The organism is Janibacter melonis (assembly GCF_003721155.3).
Taxonomy (GTDB): domain Bacteria; phylum Actinomycetota; class Actinomycetes; order Actinomycetales; family Dermatophilaceae; genus Marihabitans; species Marihabitans melonis.
In genome coordinates, this window is sequence record NZ_CP044548.2 from 2699833 (window position 1) to 2718636 (window position 18804).

19 protein-coding genes are annotated in these 18804 nt (G+C 72.7%); 5 read left to right on the forward strand and 14 right to left on the reverse strand.

From position 1 onward, the window contains the following. The first annotated feature begins 39 nt into the window (after nucleotides 1-39). Entirely contained in the window at nucleotides 40-696 is a 657-nt protein-coding gene (locus EEW87_RS12940) for a peptidylprolyl isomerase (RefSeq protein WP_123092657.1), read from the forward strand. A 7-nt stretch (nucleotides 697-703) separates the two neighbouring features. Then, complete coding sequence (locus EEW87_RS12945; protein ID WP_123092656.1) at nucleotides 704-1045, forward strand: MGMT family protein; 342 nt, start codon at nucleotides 704-706, stop codon at nucleotides 1043-1045. A gap of 132 nt (nucleotides 1046-1177) precedes the next feature. On the opposite strand, the gene EEW87_RS12950 is transcribed toward EEW87_RS12945, so the two are convergent. The 10 genes from EEW87_RS12950 to EEW87_RS12995 all read right to left on the reverse strand — a co-directional run bounded on the left by EEW87_RS12950 (nucleotide 1178) and on the right by EEW87_RS12995 (nucleotide 11488). Further along, nucleotides 1178-1666 carry a MarR family winged helix-turn-helix transcriptional regulator gene (locus EEW87_RS12950; protein ID WP_205473730.1) on the reverse strand — a complete coding sequence of 163 codons (489 nt, stop codon included), beginning with the start codon at nucleotides 1664-1666 and terminating at the stop codon, nucleotides 1178-1180. 13 nt (nucleotides 1667-1679) lie between these two features. After that, on the reverse strand, nucleotides 1680-2534 hold the full coding sequence (locus tag EEW87_RS12955) for an alpha/beta fold hydrolase (protein WP_123092654.1): 855 nt from the start codon (nucleotides 2532-2534) through the stop codon (nucleotides 1680-1682). Continuing rightward, entirely contained in the window at nucleotides 2531-3205 is a 675-nt protein-coding gene (locus EEW87_RS12960; RefSeq protein WP_123092653.1) for an isochorismatase family protein, read from the reverse strand. The genes EEW87_RS12955 and EEW87_RS12960 overlap by 4 nt, the downstream gene beginning before the upstream one ends. 2 nt (nucleotides 3206-3207) lie before the next feature. After that, nucleotides 3208-3858: an SRPBCC family protein gene (locus tag EEW87_RS12965; protein ID WP_123092652.1), complete on the reverse strand. Its 651-nt coding sequence runs from the start codon at nucleotides 3856-3858 to the stop codon at nucleotides 3208-3210. Next, nucleotides 3855-4364 carry a (2Fe-2S)-binding protein gene (locus EEW87_RS12970; protein WP_123092651.1) on the reverse strand — a complete coding sequence of 170 codons (510 nt, stop codon included), beginning with the start codon at nucleotides 4362-4364 and terminating at the stop codon, nucleotides 3855-3857. Before EEW87_RS12970 ends, EEW87_RS12965 begins: the two co-directional genes overlap by 4 nt. Beyond that, a complete protein-coding gene (locus EEW87_RS12975; RefSeq protein ID WP_225985086.1) occupies nucleotides 4361-6775 on the reverse strand; it encodes a xanthine dehydrogenase family protein molybdopterin-binding subunit in 2415 nt (804 codons plus the stop codon). The genes EEW87_RS12970 and EEW87_RS12975 overlap by 4 nt, the downstream gene beginning before the upstream one ends. Further along, the gene (locus EEW87_RS12980) at nucleotides 6772-7605 is read right to left on the reverse strand and encodes an FAD binding domain-containing protein (protein ID WP_123092650.1); all 834 of its coding nucleotides are present in this window, start codon (nucleotides 7603-7605) and stop codon (nucleotides 6772-6774) included. Before EEW87_RS12980 ends, EEW87_RS12975 begins: the two co-directional genes overlap by 4 nt. Nucleotides 7606-7675: 70 nt before the next feature. After that, nucleotides 7676-9070 (reverse strand): MFS transporter, encoded by a 1395-nt coding sequence (locus EEW87_RS12985; protein WP_123092649.1) that lies wholly within the window; start codon nucleotides 9068-9070, stop codon nucleotides 7676-7678. Nucleotides 9071-9118: 48 nt separating this feature from the next. Further along, a complete protein-coding gene (locus EEW87_RS12990) occupies nucleotides 9119-10378 on the reverse strand; it encodes an FAD-dependent monooxygenase (protein WP_224766942.1) in 1260 nt (419 codons plus the stop codon). A gap of 78 nt (nucleotides 10379-10456) precedes the next feature. Next, nucleotides 10457-11488 carry a 2,5-dihydroxypyridine 5,6-dioxygenase NicX family protein gene (locus EEW87_RS12995; protein WP_123092745.1) on the reverse strand — a complete coding sequence of 344 codons (1032 nt, stop codon included), beginning with the start codon at nucleotides 11486-11488 and terminating at the stop codon, nucleotides 10457-10459. Nucleotides 11489-11761: 273 nt separating this feature from the next. On the opposite strand from EEW87_RS12995, the gene EEW87_RS13000 reads away from it, so the two are divergent. Together EEW87_RS13000 and EEW87_RS13005 are read left to right on the forward strand one after the other, a co-directional pair. Next, the gene (locus tag EEW87_RS13000; RefSeq protein WP_123092647.1) at nucleotides 11762-12559 is read left to right on the forward strand and encodes a maleate cis-trans isomerase family protein; all 798 of its coding nucleotides are present in this window, start codon (nucleotides 11762-11764) and stop codon (nucleotides 12557-12559) included. Between the two features lie 58 nt (nucleotides 12560-12617). Then, nucleotides 12618-13757, forward strand: coding sequence for an XdhC family protein (locus EEW87_RS13005; protein WP_123092646.1), 1140 nt, complete (start codon nucleotides 12618-12620; stop codon nucleotides 13755-13757). Between the two features lie 160 nt (nucleotides 13758-13917). On the opposite strand, the gene EEW87_RS13010 is transcribed toward EEW87_RS13005, so the two are convergent. Next, nucleotides 13918-15426, reverse strand: a complete 1509-nt coding sequence (locus EEW87_RS13010) for a DHA2 family efflux MFS transporter permease subunit (protein WP_123092645.1) — start codon at nucleotides 15424-15426, stop codon at nucleotides 13918-13920. 30 nt (nucleotides 15427-15456) lie between these two features. Beyond that, entirely contained in the window at nucleotides 15457-16266 is an 810-nt protein-coding gene (locus tag EEW87_RS13015) for a hypothetical protein (protein ID WP_123092644.1), read from the reverse strand. A gap of 166 nt (nucleotides 16267-16432) precedes the next feature. On the opposite strand from EEW87_RS13015, the gene EEW87_RS13020 reads away from it, so the two are divergent. After that, on the forward strand, nucleotides 16433-17686 hold the full coding sequence (locus tag EEW87_RS13020; RefSeq protein ID WP_163562454.1) for a YVTN family beta-propeller repeat protein: 1254 nt from the start codon (nucleotides 16433-16435) through the stop codon (nucleotides 17684-17686). A gap of 139 nt (nucleotides 17687-17825) precedes the next feature. Here the strand turns inward: EEW87_RS13020 and EEW87_RS13025 are convergent, their stop codons facing one another. Together EEW87_RS13025 and EEW87_RS13030 are read right to left on the reverse strand one after the other, a co-directional pair. Next, nucleotides 17826-18314 (reverse strand): SRPBCC family protein, encoded by a 489-nt coding sequence (locus tag EEW87_RS13025; RefSeq protein ID WP_123092642.1) that lies wholly within the window; start codon nucleotides 18312-18314, stop codon nucleotides 17826-17828. Between the two features lie 5 nt (nucleotides 18315-18319). After that, on the reverse strand, nucleotides 18320-18661 hold the full coding sequence (locus tag EEW87_RS13030) for an ArsR/SmtB family transcription factor (protein WP_068272399.1): 342 nt from the start codon (nucleotides 18659-18661) through the stop codon (nucleotides 18320-18322). Nucleotides 18662-18804 lie beyond the last annotated feature (143 nt).

Consider the following 18804-nt stretch of genomic DNA (forward strand, 5'->3'; position numbering starts at 1 on the left):
GGGCGGCAAGGGCGGGGAGCGCTTCGTAGACTCACCGGCATGCGCGCCCCCCTCGCCCTGCTCGCCGTGCCCGCCCTCGCCCTCGCGCTCGCCTCGTGCGGCTCCGACGAGCCCGAGAACCCCACCGGGGTGAGCCAGAGCGGCGAGGCGGTTGAGTGCCCGCCCGCCGAGGGGGTCGAGACGCCGGTGCAGACCTTCGAGCAGGCGCCGCCGATGTGCATCGACGAGGCGAAGACCTACACCGCGGTGGTGACGACCGACGTCGGTGACGTCACCTTCGCGCTCGACGCGAAGAAGGCGCCGAAGACCGTCAACAACTTCGTCGTGCTCTCGCGGTACGGCTACTACGACGGCGTGCCCTTCCACCGCGTCATCCCCGGCTTCATGATCCAGGGCGGCGACCCGACCGGGCAGGGCAACGGCGGCCCGGGCTACGAGTTCGAGGACGAGCTGCCGGCAGCCGGCGAGTACGAGATCGGCTCGCTCGCGATGGCCAACGCCGGCCCGGACACGAACGGCTCGCAGTTCTTCGTCGTCACCGGGGACTCCGGCGTCGCGCTGCCGCCGGACTACTCGCTCTTCGGCAAGGTCACGAGCGGCATGGAGACCGTCCGCGAGATCGAGGAGGACGGCAGCCCCGACGGCTCCCCGGGCGAGCAGCACACGATCGACTCGATCACCATCACCGAGAAGTAGCCCCGGGGTGGACGACGTCGTCGCCGAGCGCGTCCTGCGCGCCGTCGAGCTCGTCCCGCCGGGCCGGGTCGTCAGCTACGGAGACCTCGGCGAGCTCGTCGGGCGCGGCCCGCGGCTCGTCGGCCGGGTCATGAGCACGTACGGCAGCGATGTCGCGTGGTGGCGGGTGGTCAACGCCTCCGGCGAGCACGTCCCGCACCTGCGGGCGGCAGCCTTCGAGCGGTGGGCCGACGAGGGGATCGCCGTCAAGCCCAATGGCCGCGGCTGCCGCATCGCCGACTACCGCGCCGATCTCGAGGCGCTCGCGAGCGCCCACGCCGCGGCCTGCGCCGACCTCCCCCCGATCTGACCCCTTCGCTCCCGCCCCCCGCCCCCTTCGCGCTCCCGCGAGGTATGGAGATCGGTCGGGATCCCCCGGGGGTCGCCGACCGATCGCCATACCTCGGCGAAGGGGGAGGACCTCGGCGAAGGGGGAGCGGCCTCAGCTCTCGGCGGCGTCGAGCTCGGCGGCGAGCTCGGCCCAGCGCACGCTCAGGGCGTTGAGCTCGGCCATGATCTCCTCCTTGCGCCGGGGCGCGTGGGCGAAGAGGGCCTCGTCGAGGGGCGTGATGCACTCACGGCTGCGCGCGAGCTCGGCCTCGCCGAGCGCGGTGATCTGCACGACCTTGCGCCGGGCGTCGATCGGCGAGCGGGTGCGCACGATGAGCGAGCGGCGCTCCAGCCGGCGGGCGACGTCGACCATCGTCGAGGCGTCGAGAGCCGCCGCCGAGCCCACCGACGCCTGGTCGGACCCGTCGTGCTCGTCGAGCACCGCGAGCACGGCGAACTGCGGCCCGGTGAGGCCGGTGTCGACCATGCGCGACCACGCCGCGGTGTAGCTCTGGTAGAGCTTGCGGATGACGAAACCGGGGGCGTCGCCCAGCCGGTCGGGCGTCTGCGCCCGTCGTACGTCGGTGCTGCCCCTGCTCACCCGGTCCCTCTCGTCACGCGCCGTCGACGGCGTCGAGCGCCTCCGACAGGACCTGGTCGGCCCCCTGCGCATTGTCCCAGAAGACCATGTGACCGGCCTGCGGGACGACGTGCACGGACGCGTGCGGGTTCGCCGCCTCGACCTCGGCCATGACCTCCTCGGGCACGACCGGGCTGTCGGCGCCGCGGACGAAGGCGACCGGTGCGGGCACCTGCGGCCACCACGAGAAGAAGTCCTCGCTCTCGAAGCCGTCGTGCGTCGCGCCGATGGCCTCCGGGTCGCAGGACCCGAGCCAGCGCGCCCGGATCTCCTGCTCGCGGCGGGGCCAGCTCGGCCACGACGCCGCGACCTCGTCGGCGTCGGTGCCGCGCAGGGCCTGCTCGACCTGGCCCATGAAGGCGGCGCGGGTCGTCAGGTACGGCGCGCGGCCGGGGCCGGACAGGGGCGGGTCGACGGCGACGACGCCGCCGTGGGCGACCCGGCCGCGGGCCGCGACGAGGGTGACGATGCGGGCGCCCATCGAGTGGCCGACGAGCACGGCGCCCTCGCCGGGCACGAGGGTCTCGATCACCCCTTCGAGGTCCTGCGCGTAGTCGGTCATCGCGTAGCCGCCGCCGGACTGCGACAGCCCGCGACCGCGCACGTCGGTGACGAGGACGCGCCGGGTGGCGCAGAGGTCACGGGCGACGAGGTCCATGCCGATCGCGGGCATCGAGATGCCCGGCACGAGGACGACGGGCGCGAGGGTGGAGCCGGCCGGGCCCGGGTAGTCCAGGACGTGCAGGCCCACCTCGCCCTCGACCCAGCGGCTGGTCGCGCCGGTCGGGGGCAGGTCGGCGAGGGCGGTGAGGGTGACGGTGCGGGTCATGCGGGTGCTCCTTGCCCGGGCGTACCGGAGAGGTAGGTCAGGGCGTCGTCGAGCTCGACGACGTCGCCGTACTTGGCCTGGATGTCGAAGAGGTTGGCGTCGTGCGGGCCCTGGGCGCGGTCGCCGACGGCCTGCCGCGGGACGAGGACCGAGAAGCCGTCCTGGACGGCGTCGACGGCGGAGGCGCGCACGCACCCGCTCGTCGTCGCGCCCGTGAGGACGACGGTGTCGCAGCCCGCCGAGCGCAGCAGCGCGGCGAGCGTCGTGCCGTGGAAGCCCGAGGCACCCTTCTTGTCGACGACGACGTCGCGCTCGGGGTCGACGCTCAGGCGCGGGTCGATGTCGACGGCCTCGCTGCCCTCGAGCATCGCCCGCATGCCGGCCGCCTTCGTCAGCCAGGCGATCGCGCCGGGGCGCACCTCGGCCGGGCTGTAGACGATCCGGGTCCAGATGACGGGGTGGCCCTGGCGGTGGGCGACGTCGACGAGCCGCTGCGTGGCGGCGACGACGTCGGTGAGGTCGGCGCCGGCGTCGAAGCCGGGCTCGGTGAAGCCGCGCGTGAGGTCGATGACGACGAGCGCGGGGCGCGGGCCCCGCACGACGCTGCCGCCCCAGCCGGCGCGGTCGTACGTCGCGAGGGTCGACGCGTCGTGGACGTCCTGCTCGCCCATGCTCATCCCCTCCGTCCGAAGGCCCGGGTGAGGATCCAGCCCTCGACGCACCCCGCGACGAAGGTCGCGGCGAGGACGAGACGGCGGCGGGCCGCGTCGTCGCCGACCGCCATCGGGCGGTGCGCGGCAGGCGAAGGGGGAGCCCCCGCCGTCGCGGGCGCCGCGGCGCTCGCGCCGGCGGGTGCCACCGCAGCCGCCGGGGCGTCGCCCTGCTCGAGCAGGGCGGCCATGTTCGTCGCGAACTGGCCGAGGATCTTGTTGCTCACCGAGGCGATCGCGCCCTTGCCGAACTGGACGAACTTGCCCCGGATGTTCAGGTCGGTGGTGATCGTCAGCAGTGACCCCTCGGGGTGCTCGACGACCGCGAGGCGCACGTCGGCCTCGGCGTCGCCGTTGCCCTTGACGTCCGAGCCGCGCCCGACGAGGTGCATGGTGCGGGCCGCCTCGTCGACCTCGACGAAGCGCAGCACCCCCTCGAAGGACGCGCCGATCGGCCCGACCCGCAGGCCGACCCGGCCGCGGTAGGCGTCCTCGCCCTCACGACCGAGCAGCTCGGCCCCGGGCAGGCACGAGGCCACCCGCTCGACGTCGTTGATGAGGTCGAAGACCTCCTGGGGACCCGCGGCGACGAGCGCCTCGTTGTCGATCTTCATGCGTGCGCTCCTTCGGTGACGGCCGGCTCGTCGCCCCGGCGCTGCCGGGCGACCTGCTCGACCGCGTCGACGATGGTCTCGTAGCCGGTGCAGCGGCACAGGTTCGCCGAGACGAGCTCGCGGACCTCCTCGCGCTCGCTGCTCTCCAGGTGGGGGATGCCGCCCTCGGCGAGCATGAGCATCCCCGGGGTGCAGAAGCCGCACTGCAGCGAGTGGCACGCGGTGAAGGCCTGCTGCAGGTCGCTCAGCCCGCTCTCCTGCGCGAGCGACTCGACGGTGCGGATCTCGCTGCCGTCGGCCATGACGCCGAGGACGAGGCACGAGCGGGTCGGCTCGCCGTCGACGAGGACCGTGCACGCGCCGCAGATGCCGTGCTCGCACGCGACGTGCGTGCCGGTGGCGCCCACGCGGTGCCGGATGACGTCGACGAGGGTCTCGCGGGCCTCGACGAGCAGCTCGTGCTCCTCGCCGTTGACGGTGAGCTCGATGAGATGCCGGTCGCTCATCGGGTACCTCCTGTGATGGCCGCGTGCACCGCACGCGGGGTGATCGGGGTCCGGCCCAGCAGGGCGCCGGTGGGACGAAGGGCGTCGTTGACCGCGCCGAGGACCGCGGCCGGGGCGCCGATGGTGCCGCCCTCGCCCGCCCCCTTCGCGCCGGTCTCGTTGTAGATGCACGGGGTCTCGAGGTGGGCGATGCGGATGTCGGGGGTCTCCATCGCCGTCGGGACGCAGTAGTCCATGAAGCTCGCGCACGACGGCTCGCCGTTCGCGTCGTAGGTGATCTCCTCGTAGAGCGCGCCGGCGATGCCCTGGGCGATGCCGCCGCGGGCCTGGCCCTCGACGACCTGCGGGTTGATCGCGACACCGCAGTCCTCGACGCAGAAGTAGCGCAGGATGCGCACCGCGCCGCTCACCGGGTCGAGCTCGACGACCGCCGCCTGCGTGGCGTTGGAGAAGGTGCCGTCGTTCGTCACGTCGAAGGACGCGGTCGCGTGCAAGCCGGGGCTGACCCCCTTCGGCAGGCGGTGCGCCTGGAGGTAGGCGACGTCGGCGATCTCCTCGTAGGTGACGCCCTCCTCGGGCTCGTCGCGGCGGCGGACCGCGCCGTCGCGCAGCTCGAGGTTGTCGACATTCGTCTCGAGCAGGTGCGCCGCGATCTCGACGAGGTCCTCGCCGAGGGCGCGCGACGCGAGCTGCACCGCGCTGCCGCCGATGACCGCCGAGCGCGAGGCGAAGGTGCCGAAGCCGTAGGTGATCCGGTCGGTGTCGCCCTGGTGGAGCTTGACCCGCTCGACGTCGACCTTGAGCGTGTCCGCGACGATCTGGGCCATCGTCGTCTCGTGGCTCTGCCCGTGGTTCATCGTGCCGCTCGTCACGGTGATCGTGCCGTCGAGGTCCATCCGGATGTCGGAGATGTCGAAGCCCGGCACGACGAGCATCTTGCGCGCGGCGAAGGCGGAGGAGCCGTACCCCGTGCGCTCGCTGAAGCACGAGAAGCCGATGCCGACGTAGCGCCCCTCCTCGCGGGCCTGGGCCTGCCGCTCGAACCAGCCCTCCTCGCGCACCATCTGCTCGCACAGGTCGAGCGACTCGAGGTAGGAGCCCGGGTCGTAGGTGATGGAGTTGATCGAGGTGTACGGGAAGTCGGTGATGAGGTTGCGCCGGCGCACGTCGAGGGGGTCCAGGCCGAGCTGGTGGCCCGCCCGGTCCATGATCTGCTCGAGGAGCATGACGTACTGCGGGCGCGAGACGCCGCGGTAGGGAGCGGTCGGCGCCTTGTTCGTCGCGACGGCGAGGCCGTGCACGCGGTAGGCCCCGAGCCGGTAGACCCCGGGCATCTCGCCGGAGGCCATGAGCGGCTCGATGCCGGCGGTGAAGGGGTAGCAGGAGTAGGCGCCCATGTCGCAGACGACCTCGACGTCGAGGGCGAGGAACTCGCCGTCCTGCGCGAAGGCGGCGCGCGCCGTGTAGTGCTGCTCGCGGGCGAGGAAGGAGGCGGTGAGCGCGTCCTTGCGGTCCTCGACCCACTTCACCGGGCGACGCAGCCGGCGGGCGGCCGCGGCGACGACCATCTCCTCGCGGCCGACGACGCACTTGATGCCGAAGCCGCCGCCCATGTCGGGCACGACGACGCGCACCTGGCGCTCGGGCAGCCCGAGGCTGGCCGCGGTGGCGGTGCGCACGAGGTGCGGCACCTGGGTGGGGGTGTGCAGGACGAGCTGCGACTCGCGCTCGTCCCACTGGGCGAGGGCGGCGCGGGTCTCCATCGGCAGGGCGTTCTGGCGGCCGGTGTCGATGGAGATCTCGACGACCTCGGCGGCCTGGGCGAAGGCGTCGTCGACCCCGGGGGTGTCGAAGAGGGAGACGTCGACGAGGACGTTGTCCGGCGCGCCGTCGTGCAGGCGGCGGGCGCCGGGAGCCATGGCCGCGTCGGCGGCGACGATCGCGTCGTAGGTCTCGTACTCGACCCGGGCGGCCTCGACGCCGTCCTCGGCGGCGTACGGGGTCTTCGCGACGACGATCGCGACCGGCTCGCCGATGAAGCGCACGGTGTCGTGGGCGAGGACCGGCATCTCGGTGGGGCGGAACTGCTCGACCGGCCGGTCCAGCAGGGCGGTGATCGGCGCCATGACGAGGTCGTCGGCGGCGAAGGCGGCGACCACCCCGGGCACCGCGCGGGTGGCCTCGAGGTCGACGTCGAGGATGCGGCCGAAGGCGACGCGGCTGCGCACGAACTGGGCGTGCAGCTGGCCGGTGAGGTCGATGTCGTCGACGAAGCGGCCCGCGCCCGTGAGCAGCCGGGGGTCCTCGCGGCGGCGGACGGAGGCGCCGATGAAGGCACCGTCGCGTGTCATCGCCGGGCCACGGCCGTGGGCGCCGTCGCGCGGCGCGTCGTGCTGGTGCTCGGTGCTCATGACTGGCGTGCCTCCTGCACGGCCCGCGTGACCATGCCGGTCACGAGGTCGCGCTGGTAGTCGTCGTCGACCTCGAGGTCGTCGAGGTCCTGGGTGACGGCCCGGCGCAGCCGGTCCTCGTCGGCGTCGGCCGCGAGGGCCGCCTCGGCGTGCGGGAGCCGGGTCGGGGCGGGGGCGGCCCCGCTGACGACGACGCGGGCGTCCGTCGCGCCGGGGGACGACGGGAGGACGACGCCGGCCGAGGCGAGGGCGAAGTCGCCGTGCCGCAGGCCGTGCTCGGCGAAGCCGGTCTCCCCCGTCGCCGCGGGGAAGATCACCCGCACGACGATCTCGTCGGGCTCGATCGAGGTCGTGTAAAGGCCGTAGAAGAGCTCGGCGGCGGGGATCTCGCGCTCGCCGGAGGAGCCCTCGACGACGACGCGGGCGCCGAGCAGGACGGCGAGGAGGGGCCACTCGGCCGAGCCGTCGGCATGGGCGATGCTGCCCCCGACGGTGCCGCGGGTGCGGATCGGCAGGTGGCCGACGTGGCGCATCGTCGTCGCGACGACACGGTGACCACGGCTGCCGCGCACGACGTCGCTCTCGAGGACCGCCTGGTGGGTGACGAGCGCACCGATGTGCAGCTCGTCGCCGACGACCTCGAGGGTGTCGAGCCCGGGGATGCGGGTGATGTCGACGAGGTGCTCGGGGCGGGCGAGGCGGAAGCTCATCATCGGCACGAGCGACTGGCCGCCGGCGATGACCTTGGCCTCCTCGCCGAGGCTCGTCAGCAGCGCGACGGCGTCACGCACGCTCGACGCGCGGTGGTAGCTCACGGGTGCGGGCTTCACGGGGCAGCTCCTGAGGGGAGACGGGGCTGCCGCGCCACGCCCCCGTGGGGGGCGCGGCGCGGCAGCGGGATCAGTCGAGCGCGCCGGCGCGCGCCGGGGCCGGGGCGGCCTCGACATCCTCGACGACGGCGTCGAGCTCCATCCCCTTGGTCTCAGGACCGAACTTCGCCATGACCGCGACGGCCACGAAGACGGCACCCATGAGGACGAGGAAGGTGTTGACCAGGCCCAGCGTCGGGAAGGCCCAGGCACTGAAGACGATCGGCGCGAGGCCGGTCGCGATGCGGCTCATCGATGACGCCCAGGCGAAGCCGCTCGCGCGGACCTCGGTGGGGTAGATCTCGGCGATGTAGGCGTAGAGCACCGGGATCGCCACCTGGATGACGAAGCCGAAGATGCCGATGGCGATGAGCGCGGTGCCCGGCATGTCGATCGTGTAGCCGATGCCGACGAGGGCGACCGAGCCGAGCGACGCGCTGACGCCGAGCAGCCACTTGCGGCCGGTGATGTCGACGAGGACCGCCGACAGCGCGCAGCCGAAGATGCCGATGGCGCTCATGATCGTCGAGCCGAGGAAGGCGACGGTGAAGGTCGCCCCGGCGTCGCGCAGCAGCGTGGGCAGCCAGCTGAGAGCGGCGTAGTAGACGACCATGATGCTCACGAAGAGCAACCAGGCCATGAAGGTGATCATCGGCAGCTGGCCCCAGATGGTGCGCAGCTGGCGCGACGCGGCGACGACGCCGTTGACCTTCGCCTGGACGACCGGCGGCTTGATCTCGTAGGGCTCGGGGGTGGCCCCGGTCTCGACGACGAGCCGGTCGATGATCTCTCGGGCCTCGGCCTCGCGGCCGACCTTCGCGAGGTAGATCGGTGACTCGGGGATGCCGCGGCGCACCCAGAAGGTGAGCAGGGCGGGCAGCACCATGATGCCGAGCATGACCCGCCAGTTGTGCTCCACGTTGAGCAGGGCCCACGCGGACAGGCCGGCGAAGGTCGCGCCGATCGGCCAGAAGAGGTCGAGAGCGGTGAGGACCTTGCCGCGCACGGCCCTCGGCGAGAACTCGCCGACGATCGCGTAGTCGACGGGGATGCACCCGCCGAGGCCGAAGCCGGCGAGGAAGCGGAAGAGCAGGAAGATGCTGTACGTCGGCGAGAAGGCGCCGAGCACCGAGAAGAGCGCGAAGATCATCAGCGTGATGCTGAAGGCCCGCTTGCGCCCGAGGCGGTCGGCGATGCTGCCCCACGTGATGGCCCCGACGGCCATGCCGATGAGGTTGGCCGTCGCGACGTACCCGCGCTCACCGGGGGAGAGGTCGAACTCGAGGCCGACGAGCGGGGTCAGGAAGCCGTTGAGCGCGATGTCCCAGGCGTCGAAGAGGTAGCCGAGGCCGCCGATGAGGAAGATCTTCCCCTGGACGTTCCACCTCCAGGGGAGGTCTTGGACGATCTGATCGCCAGTACGCATGCGAATCTCCGTTGGTCGTGTGGCACGGGTGACGTCGAGCCGGGTGGCTCAGCGGCGGAACTGGTAGTGGTAGGACTCCATGTCGGCGTTGTTGAGCGGGCTGCCGCTCCACAACCAGTGGTACGAGACGTCCGACTCGCCGTTGAAGGCCGCGAGCTTGGCGTCGCGCTCCTCCTGCTCGGGACCGTCGGGCAGGTGGTAGAAGTCCTTGTTGCGCAGCGACGCGTCCTGGACCATCCCGGCGTGCTTCGAGCGTCGCGAGACGTAGCGGGCCAGGGCGGAGGGGATGTCCGCGCGCGAGACCGCGCCGAGCTCCTCGGCGAGGACGGCGGCGTCCTCCATCGCCTGCGAGGCGCCCTGGGCCTGGTAGGGCAGCATCGCGTGGCACGCGTCGCCGAGCAGGGCGACCTGGCCGTCGACCCACAGCGGGTCGCGGCGGCGGTGGTACATCGCCCAGGCGCTGCAGTGCTCGGCCTTCGAGAGCATCGCGGCGACCCGGTCGTCCCAGTCCTGGTACTGCTCGAGCAGCTCGTCGGTCGTCGCGGGGCGCGACCAGCTCTGCGCGATGCCGTCGTCGGCGGGGACGATGGCGACGATGTTGAGCATCTCGCCGCCGCGGATCATGTAGTGCACGAGGTGACGGTCCGGGCCGTACCAGATGGTGCTCTGGAAGCGGTCGACGAGCCAGCGGGTCGCGGGGTCCTCGCGGATCGCGTCGCCGGGGACGAGCACCCGGTAGGCCATCTCGCCGGAGAAGACGAGGGTGTCCTCGCCGCCGATGGCGTCGCGCACGGCCGAGCGGATCCCGTCGGCGCCGACGACGACGTCGCCGGCGACCCGGCGTCCGTCGGCGGTGACGACGACCGGTCGGGCCGGGTCGCTCTGGTCGACCTCACGCACCTCGGCGCTCGTGATGACCTCGACGACGGGGCCGTGACCCTGCGGGTCGACGCAGGCCTCGTGGATGACCTGGTGCAGGTCGGCGCGGTGGTAGTGCCAGTACGGCGCGTTGTACGTGTCCTTGACGTAGGACCCGAGGGCGGTCAGACCGATGACGCTGCCGTCCTTCCAGCGCCGGCGGACCTGGTCCTGCGGCTCGGTCTTGATGCGCTCGAGCTCGGGCAGCAGCCCCAGACCCATGAGCACCCGGGCGGCGTTGGGGGCGGTCTGGATGCCGGCGCCGACCTCGCCGAGCGCATCGGCGCGCTCGAGGACGGTGACCCTCAGGCCCTGCTGGCGCATGGCGAGGGCGGCGGTGAGCCCGCCGAGACCGCCGCCGACGACGACGACCTCGAGAGATTGGCTCATGGACACGTGGTGCCTCCTGGTGGGGTGGGGAGAATTCTCGACGGGGGGACCGGCGGGGCCGGTGGGGGGGGTGGCGGGTCAGGACTCGACGAGGGTGCCGTCGGCGACGACGGTCGTGTCGTCGAGCGTCACGGTGCAGCCCCGCATGGCGATGTCGAGGTGGGCGTAGGAGTCGCGGTGCAGGACGGGGTGGGGACCCGTGGACCACAGGAAGTTGCCGGCGAAGGCGCGGGCCTCCATGCCCATGACCTCGTGCTTGGCGTACATCGCCTGGGCGAACCAGTCGGCGGTCTTCATCAGGCCCCAGCCCATGTGGGAGAGGTAGCGCGCCCACTTGTCGTCGGAGTCGGCGAAGTAGGTCTCGAGCATGTTCGCGTCGGCACCGCCGCTCACCCGCTCGATGTGACCGCCGGAGACGGTGAGGGTGACCGGCTCGCGGACGTACTCCTTGAAGGGCAGGAGGATGTCGCCCGGCGCGATGACGATCTGGCCGTCGGAGATCTCCGGCCAGCACAGGACCATCGTGCTCGGCCAGTGGTCCCACCGGCCCGGGTCGTCGGTGAAGCCGACCTGGTAGTCGCAGCGCACGTTCGTCAGGTCGACGGTGAGGTCGGTGCCGGCCGCGCTCGTCACGCGCATCGTGCTCGAGTCGTGCACGAGCTGCTGCCCGGAGAGCACGCGCGGCTTGTCGGCGGCGGTGGGCATGTTGCGCACGAGCACGTCCGGGGCGTCGCACACGAAGAGGATCCGGGTGCCGCCCTGGAGGATCTCGTCCTGGATCGGCGCGTGGATGAAGCCCTCGCGGGTGAGGTCGAGGACGAGGTCGGCCTGCTTGAGCAGCTGCTGGGCGACGGTGTCCTGCAGGACCGAGCTGAGACCTGGACCTGCGCCGGTGTGGGTGCTCGGCACCGGGTCGGGGTTGCCGCCGGGCACGGTGGCCGCGATGACGTGGGCGCCGCACGCCTTCGCGGCGGCGAAGGACGCGGCGACGTAGTCCTGGCGGCTCGACGGCTCGGAGAGCACGACGACGTGCTCGCCCGGCTCGAGCTTGCACAGGCGCAGCTCGTCGGTGAAGGCCTGGACGAGGTCTGCGGAGGTCAGCTGGGTCATCGTCTGCATCTCTTTCTCACTCGGCGCTGGGTGGATATGGAGGTCGTTTCTATACGCACTAGTTGGGACCGTCAAGACCTTCGGCGGAACTTCTCGACGGGCGGCTGTCGCGGGCCGGGGGTCTCCCTCCACCCCCGAAACCTCGCGGAAACATGGCGGAAATCCGGTGCGCGACAGGGGATCTCGACGGATACGTCGGCCGTCCGCCAGGTGCACCCGACCGGTGGCCGAGAGGGCCTTGTCAACGGCAACTAGTGCGTGTACGAATGTTTTATGACCACTGCCGCTCAGCCCCTGCCGACGACCTCCGCCACGACCCGCCACATCGGGATGATCGTGCCGAGCTCGAACCTGACGATGGAGACCGAGCTGCCGCAGATCTTCGGGCGACGCGAGCTCGTGCACCCCCAGGACCACTTCGTCTTCCACTCGAGCCGCATGCGGATGAAGCACGTGACGCCCGAGGAGCTCGTGAAGATGAACGCGCAGACCGAGCGCGCCTCGCTCGAGCTCGCCGACGCGCGTCCCGACGTCGTCGCCTCGGCCTGCCTCGTCGCGATCATGGCGCAGGGTGCGGGCTACCACTGCACCGCCGAGGACCAGATGCGCGCCGCCCTCGACAGCGAAGGGGTGAGCGCCCCCGTCATCAGCAGCGCGGGCGCCCTCCTGCGCGCGCTCACCGCGCTCGGCGCGCGCAAGGTCGTCATGGTGACGCCGTACATGAAGCCGCTGACCCAGCTCGTCGCCGACTACGTCGTCGACGCGGGCTTCGAGGTCCTCGACACCCTCTCGCTCGAGGTCTCCGACAACCTCGAGGTCGCCCGCCTCGACCCCGCCGACCTCACCGAGCACTGGAAGCGGCTCGACGCCCAGGCCCTCGAGGACGCCGACGCGCTCGTGCTCTCGGCCTGCGTGCAGATGCCCTCGCTGCCGGCGATCCAGGCCGTCGAGGACGCCTACGGCAAGCCCGTGCTGTCGGCCGCGACGGCGACCGCCTGGTCGATCCTCACCGACCTCGGCCTGCCCGCCGAGGCGCCCGAGGCCGGGAGCCTGCTCAGCGGTCGGTACTGAGCCGGCTGCTCGGGCTAGCCTGCGAGGACCGCCGAGGCCGTGACGAAGGGAGCCCGCCGTGCGTGACGTCCTCGACGACCTCGTCGAGAGCTGGCGAGCCGGCCGCACCGTCGGTCTGGCCACCCTCGTCGAGACCTGGCGCTCCGCGCCGCGCCAGCCCGGCGCGGCGATGCTCGTCGACGAGGGCCGCGCCGTGGGCTCGGTCTCCGGAGGCTGCGTCGAGGGTGCGGTCTACGAGCTCGCCCAGGAGGTCGCGACCGCCGGCGCGCCGCAGCTGGTCCGCTACGGCGTGAGCGACGGCGACGCGCTCGAGGTGGGTCTCACCTGCGGCGGCACGCTCGAGCTCTTCGTGCAGCCCGTCTCGCGCGACCTCTTCCCCGAGCTCGGCGCGATCGCGCAGGACATCCGCTCCGGGCGCCCGGTCGCCGTGGCGACCGTCGTCGAGCACACCGACGCCGCCTTCGTCGGGCGGCGTCTCGTCGTGCACCCGGGGGCGGACGAGCGCGAGGAGGTCGACGCCGCGGGCTTCCCGGGCGGTCGCCGTGGGCTCGACGCCGTCACCGACGACGCCCGGGGCCTGCTCGCGCAGGGCACGCCGGAGCTGCTCACCTACGGCACGTCCGGGGAGCGGCGCGGCGAGGGGATGCGGGTCTTCGTCGAGGTCTTCGCGCCCCGGCCCAGGCTCGTCGTCTTCGGGGCGATCGACTTCGCCTCGGCGATGGTGCGCCAGGGGCGTCTGCTCGGCTACCACGTGACGGTGTGCGACGCGCGGCCCACCTTCGCCACCGCCGCCCGGCTGCCCGGCGCCGACGAGGTCGTCGTGCGCTGGCCTCACCAGTACCTGCGCGAGGAGGCCGAGGCCGGGCGCATCGACCGGCGCACCGCGCTCACGGTGCTCACGCACGACCCGAAGTTCGACATCCCGCTGCTCGAGGTGGCCCTGCGGCTGGACGTCGCCTTCGTCGGGGCGATGGGCTCGCGGCGCACGCACGAGGAGCGCGAGGCCCAGCTGCGGGCCGCCGGGGTCACCGAGGCCGAGCTCGCGCGGCTCAGCTCGCCGATCGGCCTCGACCTCGGGGCGCGGACCCCGGAGGAGACAGCGGTGTCGATCGCGGCCGAGATCATCGCGCTCCAGTGGGGCGGCGCGGGCACCCGGCTCTCCCACCGCGACGGCCCCATCCACCACCCCCACGCCTGACCCCCCTTCGCCCTCGCCCCTTCATCTCCCGCCCCGCCGAGATATGGCAATCGGTCGAGATCCGGTGCGGATCCCGACCGATAGCCATACCTCGGCGAAGGGGGGAGGGCGAAGGGGGGGAGGGCGGCCGGCGAAGGGGTGATCCGCCGGGCCCCGGGGCTCAGCCCTTCGTGTGGCTCATCCGCTCCAGGCCGGCGGCGGCGAGGGCGCCGACGACGAGGACGGCGGCGGGCAGCAGCATCGCCTCGCCGAAGGCCTTCGACAGGGCGTCGGCGACGGCCGGCGGGATCTGCTGGGCCGACGCCCCGGCGCCCTCCATGCTCATGCCCTGACCGGCGCCACCCCCGACGTTGGCCGCGATGCGCGAGCTCATGAGGGCGGCGATGGCCGCGCTGCCGACGACCGAGCCGACCTGGCGGGTCGTGTTGTAGACGCCCGAGCCGGCCCCGGCGAGCTGCACCGGGAGGTTGCGGTTGGCGGTCGTCGCGAGCGGGCCCCAGATCGAGGCGCCGGTCACGCCGACGAAGGTCGAGGTGAGCACGACCGCCCACAGCGGGGCGTTGGCGCGCATGAGCAGGGCGAGGACGACGAGGGTCACCGCGAAGCCGCTCAGCCCGATGGTCGGCAGGATCCGGGGGTGGATGCGGTCGACGAGCTGGCCGACGGGGCGGGCGAGCACGATCGAGGCGATCGCCTGCGGGGCGAGGACGAGCGCCGCCTGCGTGGGGGACAGGCCCCGCACGCTCTGCAGCCACACGAGGAGGGGGAACATCATCGCGGTGATCGCCAGACCCATCGTCGTGATGGCGATGTTCGACAGCGAGAAGTTGCGGTCGCGGAAGAGGCCGAGCGGCACGAGAGGCTCGGGGCGCACGCGGGACTGCCACCACACGAAGGCGGCGAGGACGACGAGGCCGACGACGACGAGGAGCGGCACCGAGAGGGGCCCGGTGATCGTGCCCCAGTCGTAGCGCTCGCCCTCCTGGACGGCGAAGACGACGGCGAAGAGGCCGACGGCGGACAGCACGACACCGACCCAGTCGAAGGAGTGACCGCGGGTCTCGAGGTCGGGGACGAGCCGCCACGCGGCGACGAGCCCGGCGATGCCGACCGGCACGTTGATGAAGAAGATCCACTCCCAGCCGACGCTGTCGAGCAGGACGCCGCCGAGGAGCGGGCCGACGAGGAAGGCGACGCCGGCGGTCGCGCCCCACAGCGCCATCGCGGAGCCGCGGCGGTCGACGGGGAAGGTGCGGGTGATGACCGACATCGTCTGGGGCGTCATCATGGCCGCGCCGAGGCCCTGGACGACGCGGGCGACGACGAGCGCGGTGATCGACCCGCTGAGCCCGCAGGCGAGCGAGGCGAGGGTGAAGACGACGAGCCCGACGAGGTAGATGCGCTTGGGCCCGAAGCGGTCGCCAAGGCGACCGGTGATGAGCAGCGGCACCGCGTAGGCGAGGAGGTAGGCGCTCGTCACCCACACGACCGACTCGATGTCGGCGCCGAAGTCGGCCATGAGCGCGGGGGTGGCGATGGAGACGATCGAGGCGTCGACGAGGATCATGAAGAAGCCGACGACGAGGGCCCAGAGGGCGGGCCAGGGGTTGTCCGGACCCTGGGCGTTCGTGGAGCTGGTCGGAGCGGGTGCGGGGCGGGCCGTTGTCACCAGATCACGCTACGCCGCACCTCCGACAGCTCACTCCTCCTCGTCCAGGCCGGGCCGCGCCGCCCCGGCGTCCGCGTCCCCGTCGCGAGCCCCCTCGCCCGTCTGCTGAGCCTCCCGGTCGTCGCGCGCCGCGGCGTTGCGTCGCCGACGGCGGTGCTCGCCGACCGCGACGGCGATGCCGAGCAGGAGCGGCCACAGCACCTTCGCGGCGCCGAGGAGCGCGCCCACCCACCCCGGCAGGGTGACGTCCGGCCAGGGCACCGACAGGTCGGGCCAGGGGATCGAGGGCAGGTCGGGCCACGGGATCGAGGGGAGGTCGACGCTCGGCAGGTCGAGGTCCCAGTCCGGGAGGAGGCGTCCGAGGACCGGCAGCAGCGCGGCGAGGAGGAGCGGCACGACGACCTTGCCCGCACCGCCGAGGACGTCGTCGGCGGAGGCGAGCACCGGGTGCCGTACGGCCCACTCCTCCCGGCGGTGCGCCCGGCTCCCCGGCTCGGGGTCGAGGTCGGTGCCCCCGGTCCCGACGAGCGCCCGGGGCAGCGCCGCGGACTTCGCCCCCGCGAAGTGCGTCACCCGGCGCGGGCGCCCGGTCGCGGCGAAACGGGCCTTCATCGCGCCGATCTCCTCGACGAGCTCGTGGTCGTCGGGCACGACGAGCTCGAGGGAGTCCGCGCTGCCGCTGCTCGACGCGACCTCGACGCCGTCGACCGACCACGTCGCGAGGTTGCGGAAGCCGCGCTGCGAGGTGCGCACCTCGTGCCGGCGCCCGTCGATGTCGAGCACCCACACCTGCGGGTCCTCGATGTCGATGTGCGGCGTCTCGTCCGTCGTGTCGGTCACGTCTCGACGGTAGGTGCCCTCCCACCGCGTCGTCCTCAGCCCTCGGGCTGGCGCACCCCCTCCCCAGGTACCCCCTTCGCGGTGCGCCTCCCCGGACCGGCGGCGGAGCCGCCATAGCGTGGCCGGGTCGCGCGGGGGACGCGCGAGACCCGAAGGGGGAGCAGGGATGTACGTCGACGACGACCCGGTCTACAAGAGGCGCCGCCTCGTCGCGCTCGCGGTGGTCATCGCCGTCGTGCTCGGGCTGTGCGCGCTCGGCCGCGTGCTCCTCGGCGGCGACGACGCGGAGCCCGCGGCTGCCGCCACCCCCGTCGCCGCAGCCGCGCCGGCGAAGAAGGCGACGACGGTCGAGCAGGCGGCGCCACCCCTTCGCCCCCAGGAGGAGCAGGGCGAGCCGGCGGGCACCGCTGACACCGAGCTCGTCCGGGTGCAGCGGATCACCGGCGGCCTCACGCCGAAGTCGGTCGTCGCGAGCGGCCAGGGTCTCGTCCTCGCGCAGAACATGATGTACAGCCACACCGTCACCGCCTACCGGCCCGACGGCGCCCGGGTGGCGACGGTCTCCGACACCGTCGACCTGTCCGACTTCGGGGTGAAGGGCCACCCCGGTCGCAGCAAGGGCGCGCCGGTCGAGGTCGCCTTCAGCCCCGACGGGCGCACCGCGTGGGTGAGCCAGTACTCGATGTACGGCAAGGGCTTCGCCCCCGAGGGCGCCGACTCGTGCACCTCGGGCGCCGGCATCTCCAACAGCTATCTCTACGAGCTCGACACGAGCACCTTCGAGGTGCGGCGGGTCGTCGAGGTCGGCGCGGTGCCGAAGTACGTCGCCGTGACTCCCGACGGCCGCTCGGTCCTCGTGAGCAACTGGTGCTCGATGGACCTCACCGTCGTCGACGCGGCGAAGGGGACGGTGACCCGCACGATCCCCACGGGCGGGCAGCACCCCCGCGGCATCGCGGTGAGCCCGGACAGCACGACGGCCTACGTCGCGATCATGGGCAGCGACCGCACCGTCGCGGTCGACCTCGCGAAGGGGAGCGTGCGCACCCTCGCCGAGACCGGCGACAAGCCGCGCCACGTCGTCATCTCGCCCAAGGGCGACTACCTCTACGTGACGAACAGCGGGGCCGCGACGGTGAGCAAGGTCGAGGTGTCGAGCGGGGAGGTCGTCGCCGAGGCGAAGACCGCGGCCGACCCGCGCTCGACGGCGATCTCGCCGGACGGCGCCGCCCTCTACGTCGTCGAGTACGGCGCGGCGCGGGTCTCGAAGATCCTCACCGCCGACATGGAGCTCGTCGACTCCGAGCCCACCGACGGCCTGCCGATCGGCGTCACCTACGAGCCGACGACCAAGCGGGTCTGGGTGGCCTGCTACTCCGGCTCGATCGTCGTCTACGACGACTCCCGCCGCGGCGCCTGACCTCGCCCTCGTCTCCCTTCGCTCCCCAGTCACAGCTTTCCCGCCCAGGGCGGGAAAGTGCGACCTCGGGAAAGAACATGTCCTTCCCGAGGTCGAATGTTCCCGCCCTGGGCGGGAAAGTGGAGGGGGCGAAGGGGGATCAGGCGGCGAGGAGCGCGTCGATCTGGTTCATCGCGCCCGCGGTGCCCTCGACGACGCCCATGTCGAGCACCTGCTGGAGCGCCTCGGCGCTCTCGTAGGTCGACACGGTGGTCAGGCGGGTGCCGCCGTCGGTGGCCTCGAAGGTCATCGTCGCGCGCGACACCGGCAGCTCCGGGGCAGGGGTGCCGGCCTCGTCCGTGGCGAAGCCGTCGGCGAAGTCGAAGCGGCGGGGCTCCTCGACGTCGCCGACCTCCCAGTAGCCGTAGTACTTCTCACCCTCCGGCGAGGTCATGTAGTAGACCATCCGGCCGCCCGGCGTCAGCGAGTGCTCGACGAAGGTCGCGGGGTAGTCCGGCGGGCCCCACACCTGCTCGAGCTGGCGCGGGTCGGCGTAGACCTGCCACACGCGGTCGACGGGGGCGGCGAAGTCGGCGACGACGGTGAGGGTACGACCCTCGACGTCGGGGGTGATGTCGGTGACGGGCATGGTGCTCAGTCCTCTCGGTCCTGCTCGGGTGGGGTGGTCGGTGAGACGTCGGTGCTGCCGCGCAGGAGCAGGTCGTCGATCCGGGCGACCCGGCCGCGCCAGACCTGCTCGATCTCGCCGAGCAGCTGACCCACCGAGCGCACGGCCTCGACGTCTCCGCTGGCCATCGCCGTACGACCTTCGCGTCGCTTGGTGATCAGGCCCGCGCGCTCGAGGACGGCGACGTGCTTCTGCACCGCGGCGAAGGACATGTCGTACTTCTCCGCGAGCGCTGACACCGAGTGCTCCCCGGCCAGCACGCGGCGCAGGATGTCGCGCCGGGTCCGGTCGGCGAGGGCGTGGAACATCGCGTCCGCGCGGTCCTCGTCGTCAGCCACACGACAAACATACAACCGATCGGTTGTATGTCAAGGCCCCCAAGACGCGGCGCCTGCATGGGCCGTACCCGGCGCTCGTGCCGGCATCTCGGGCGGGCGCGACCCGTAGCCTT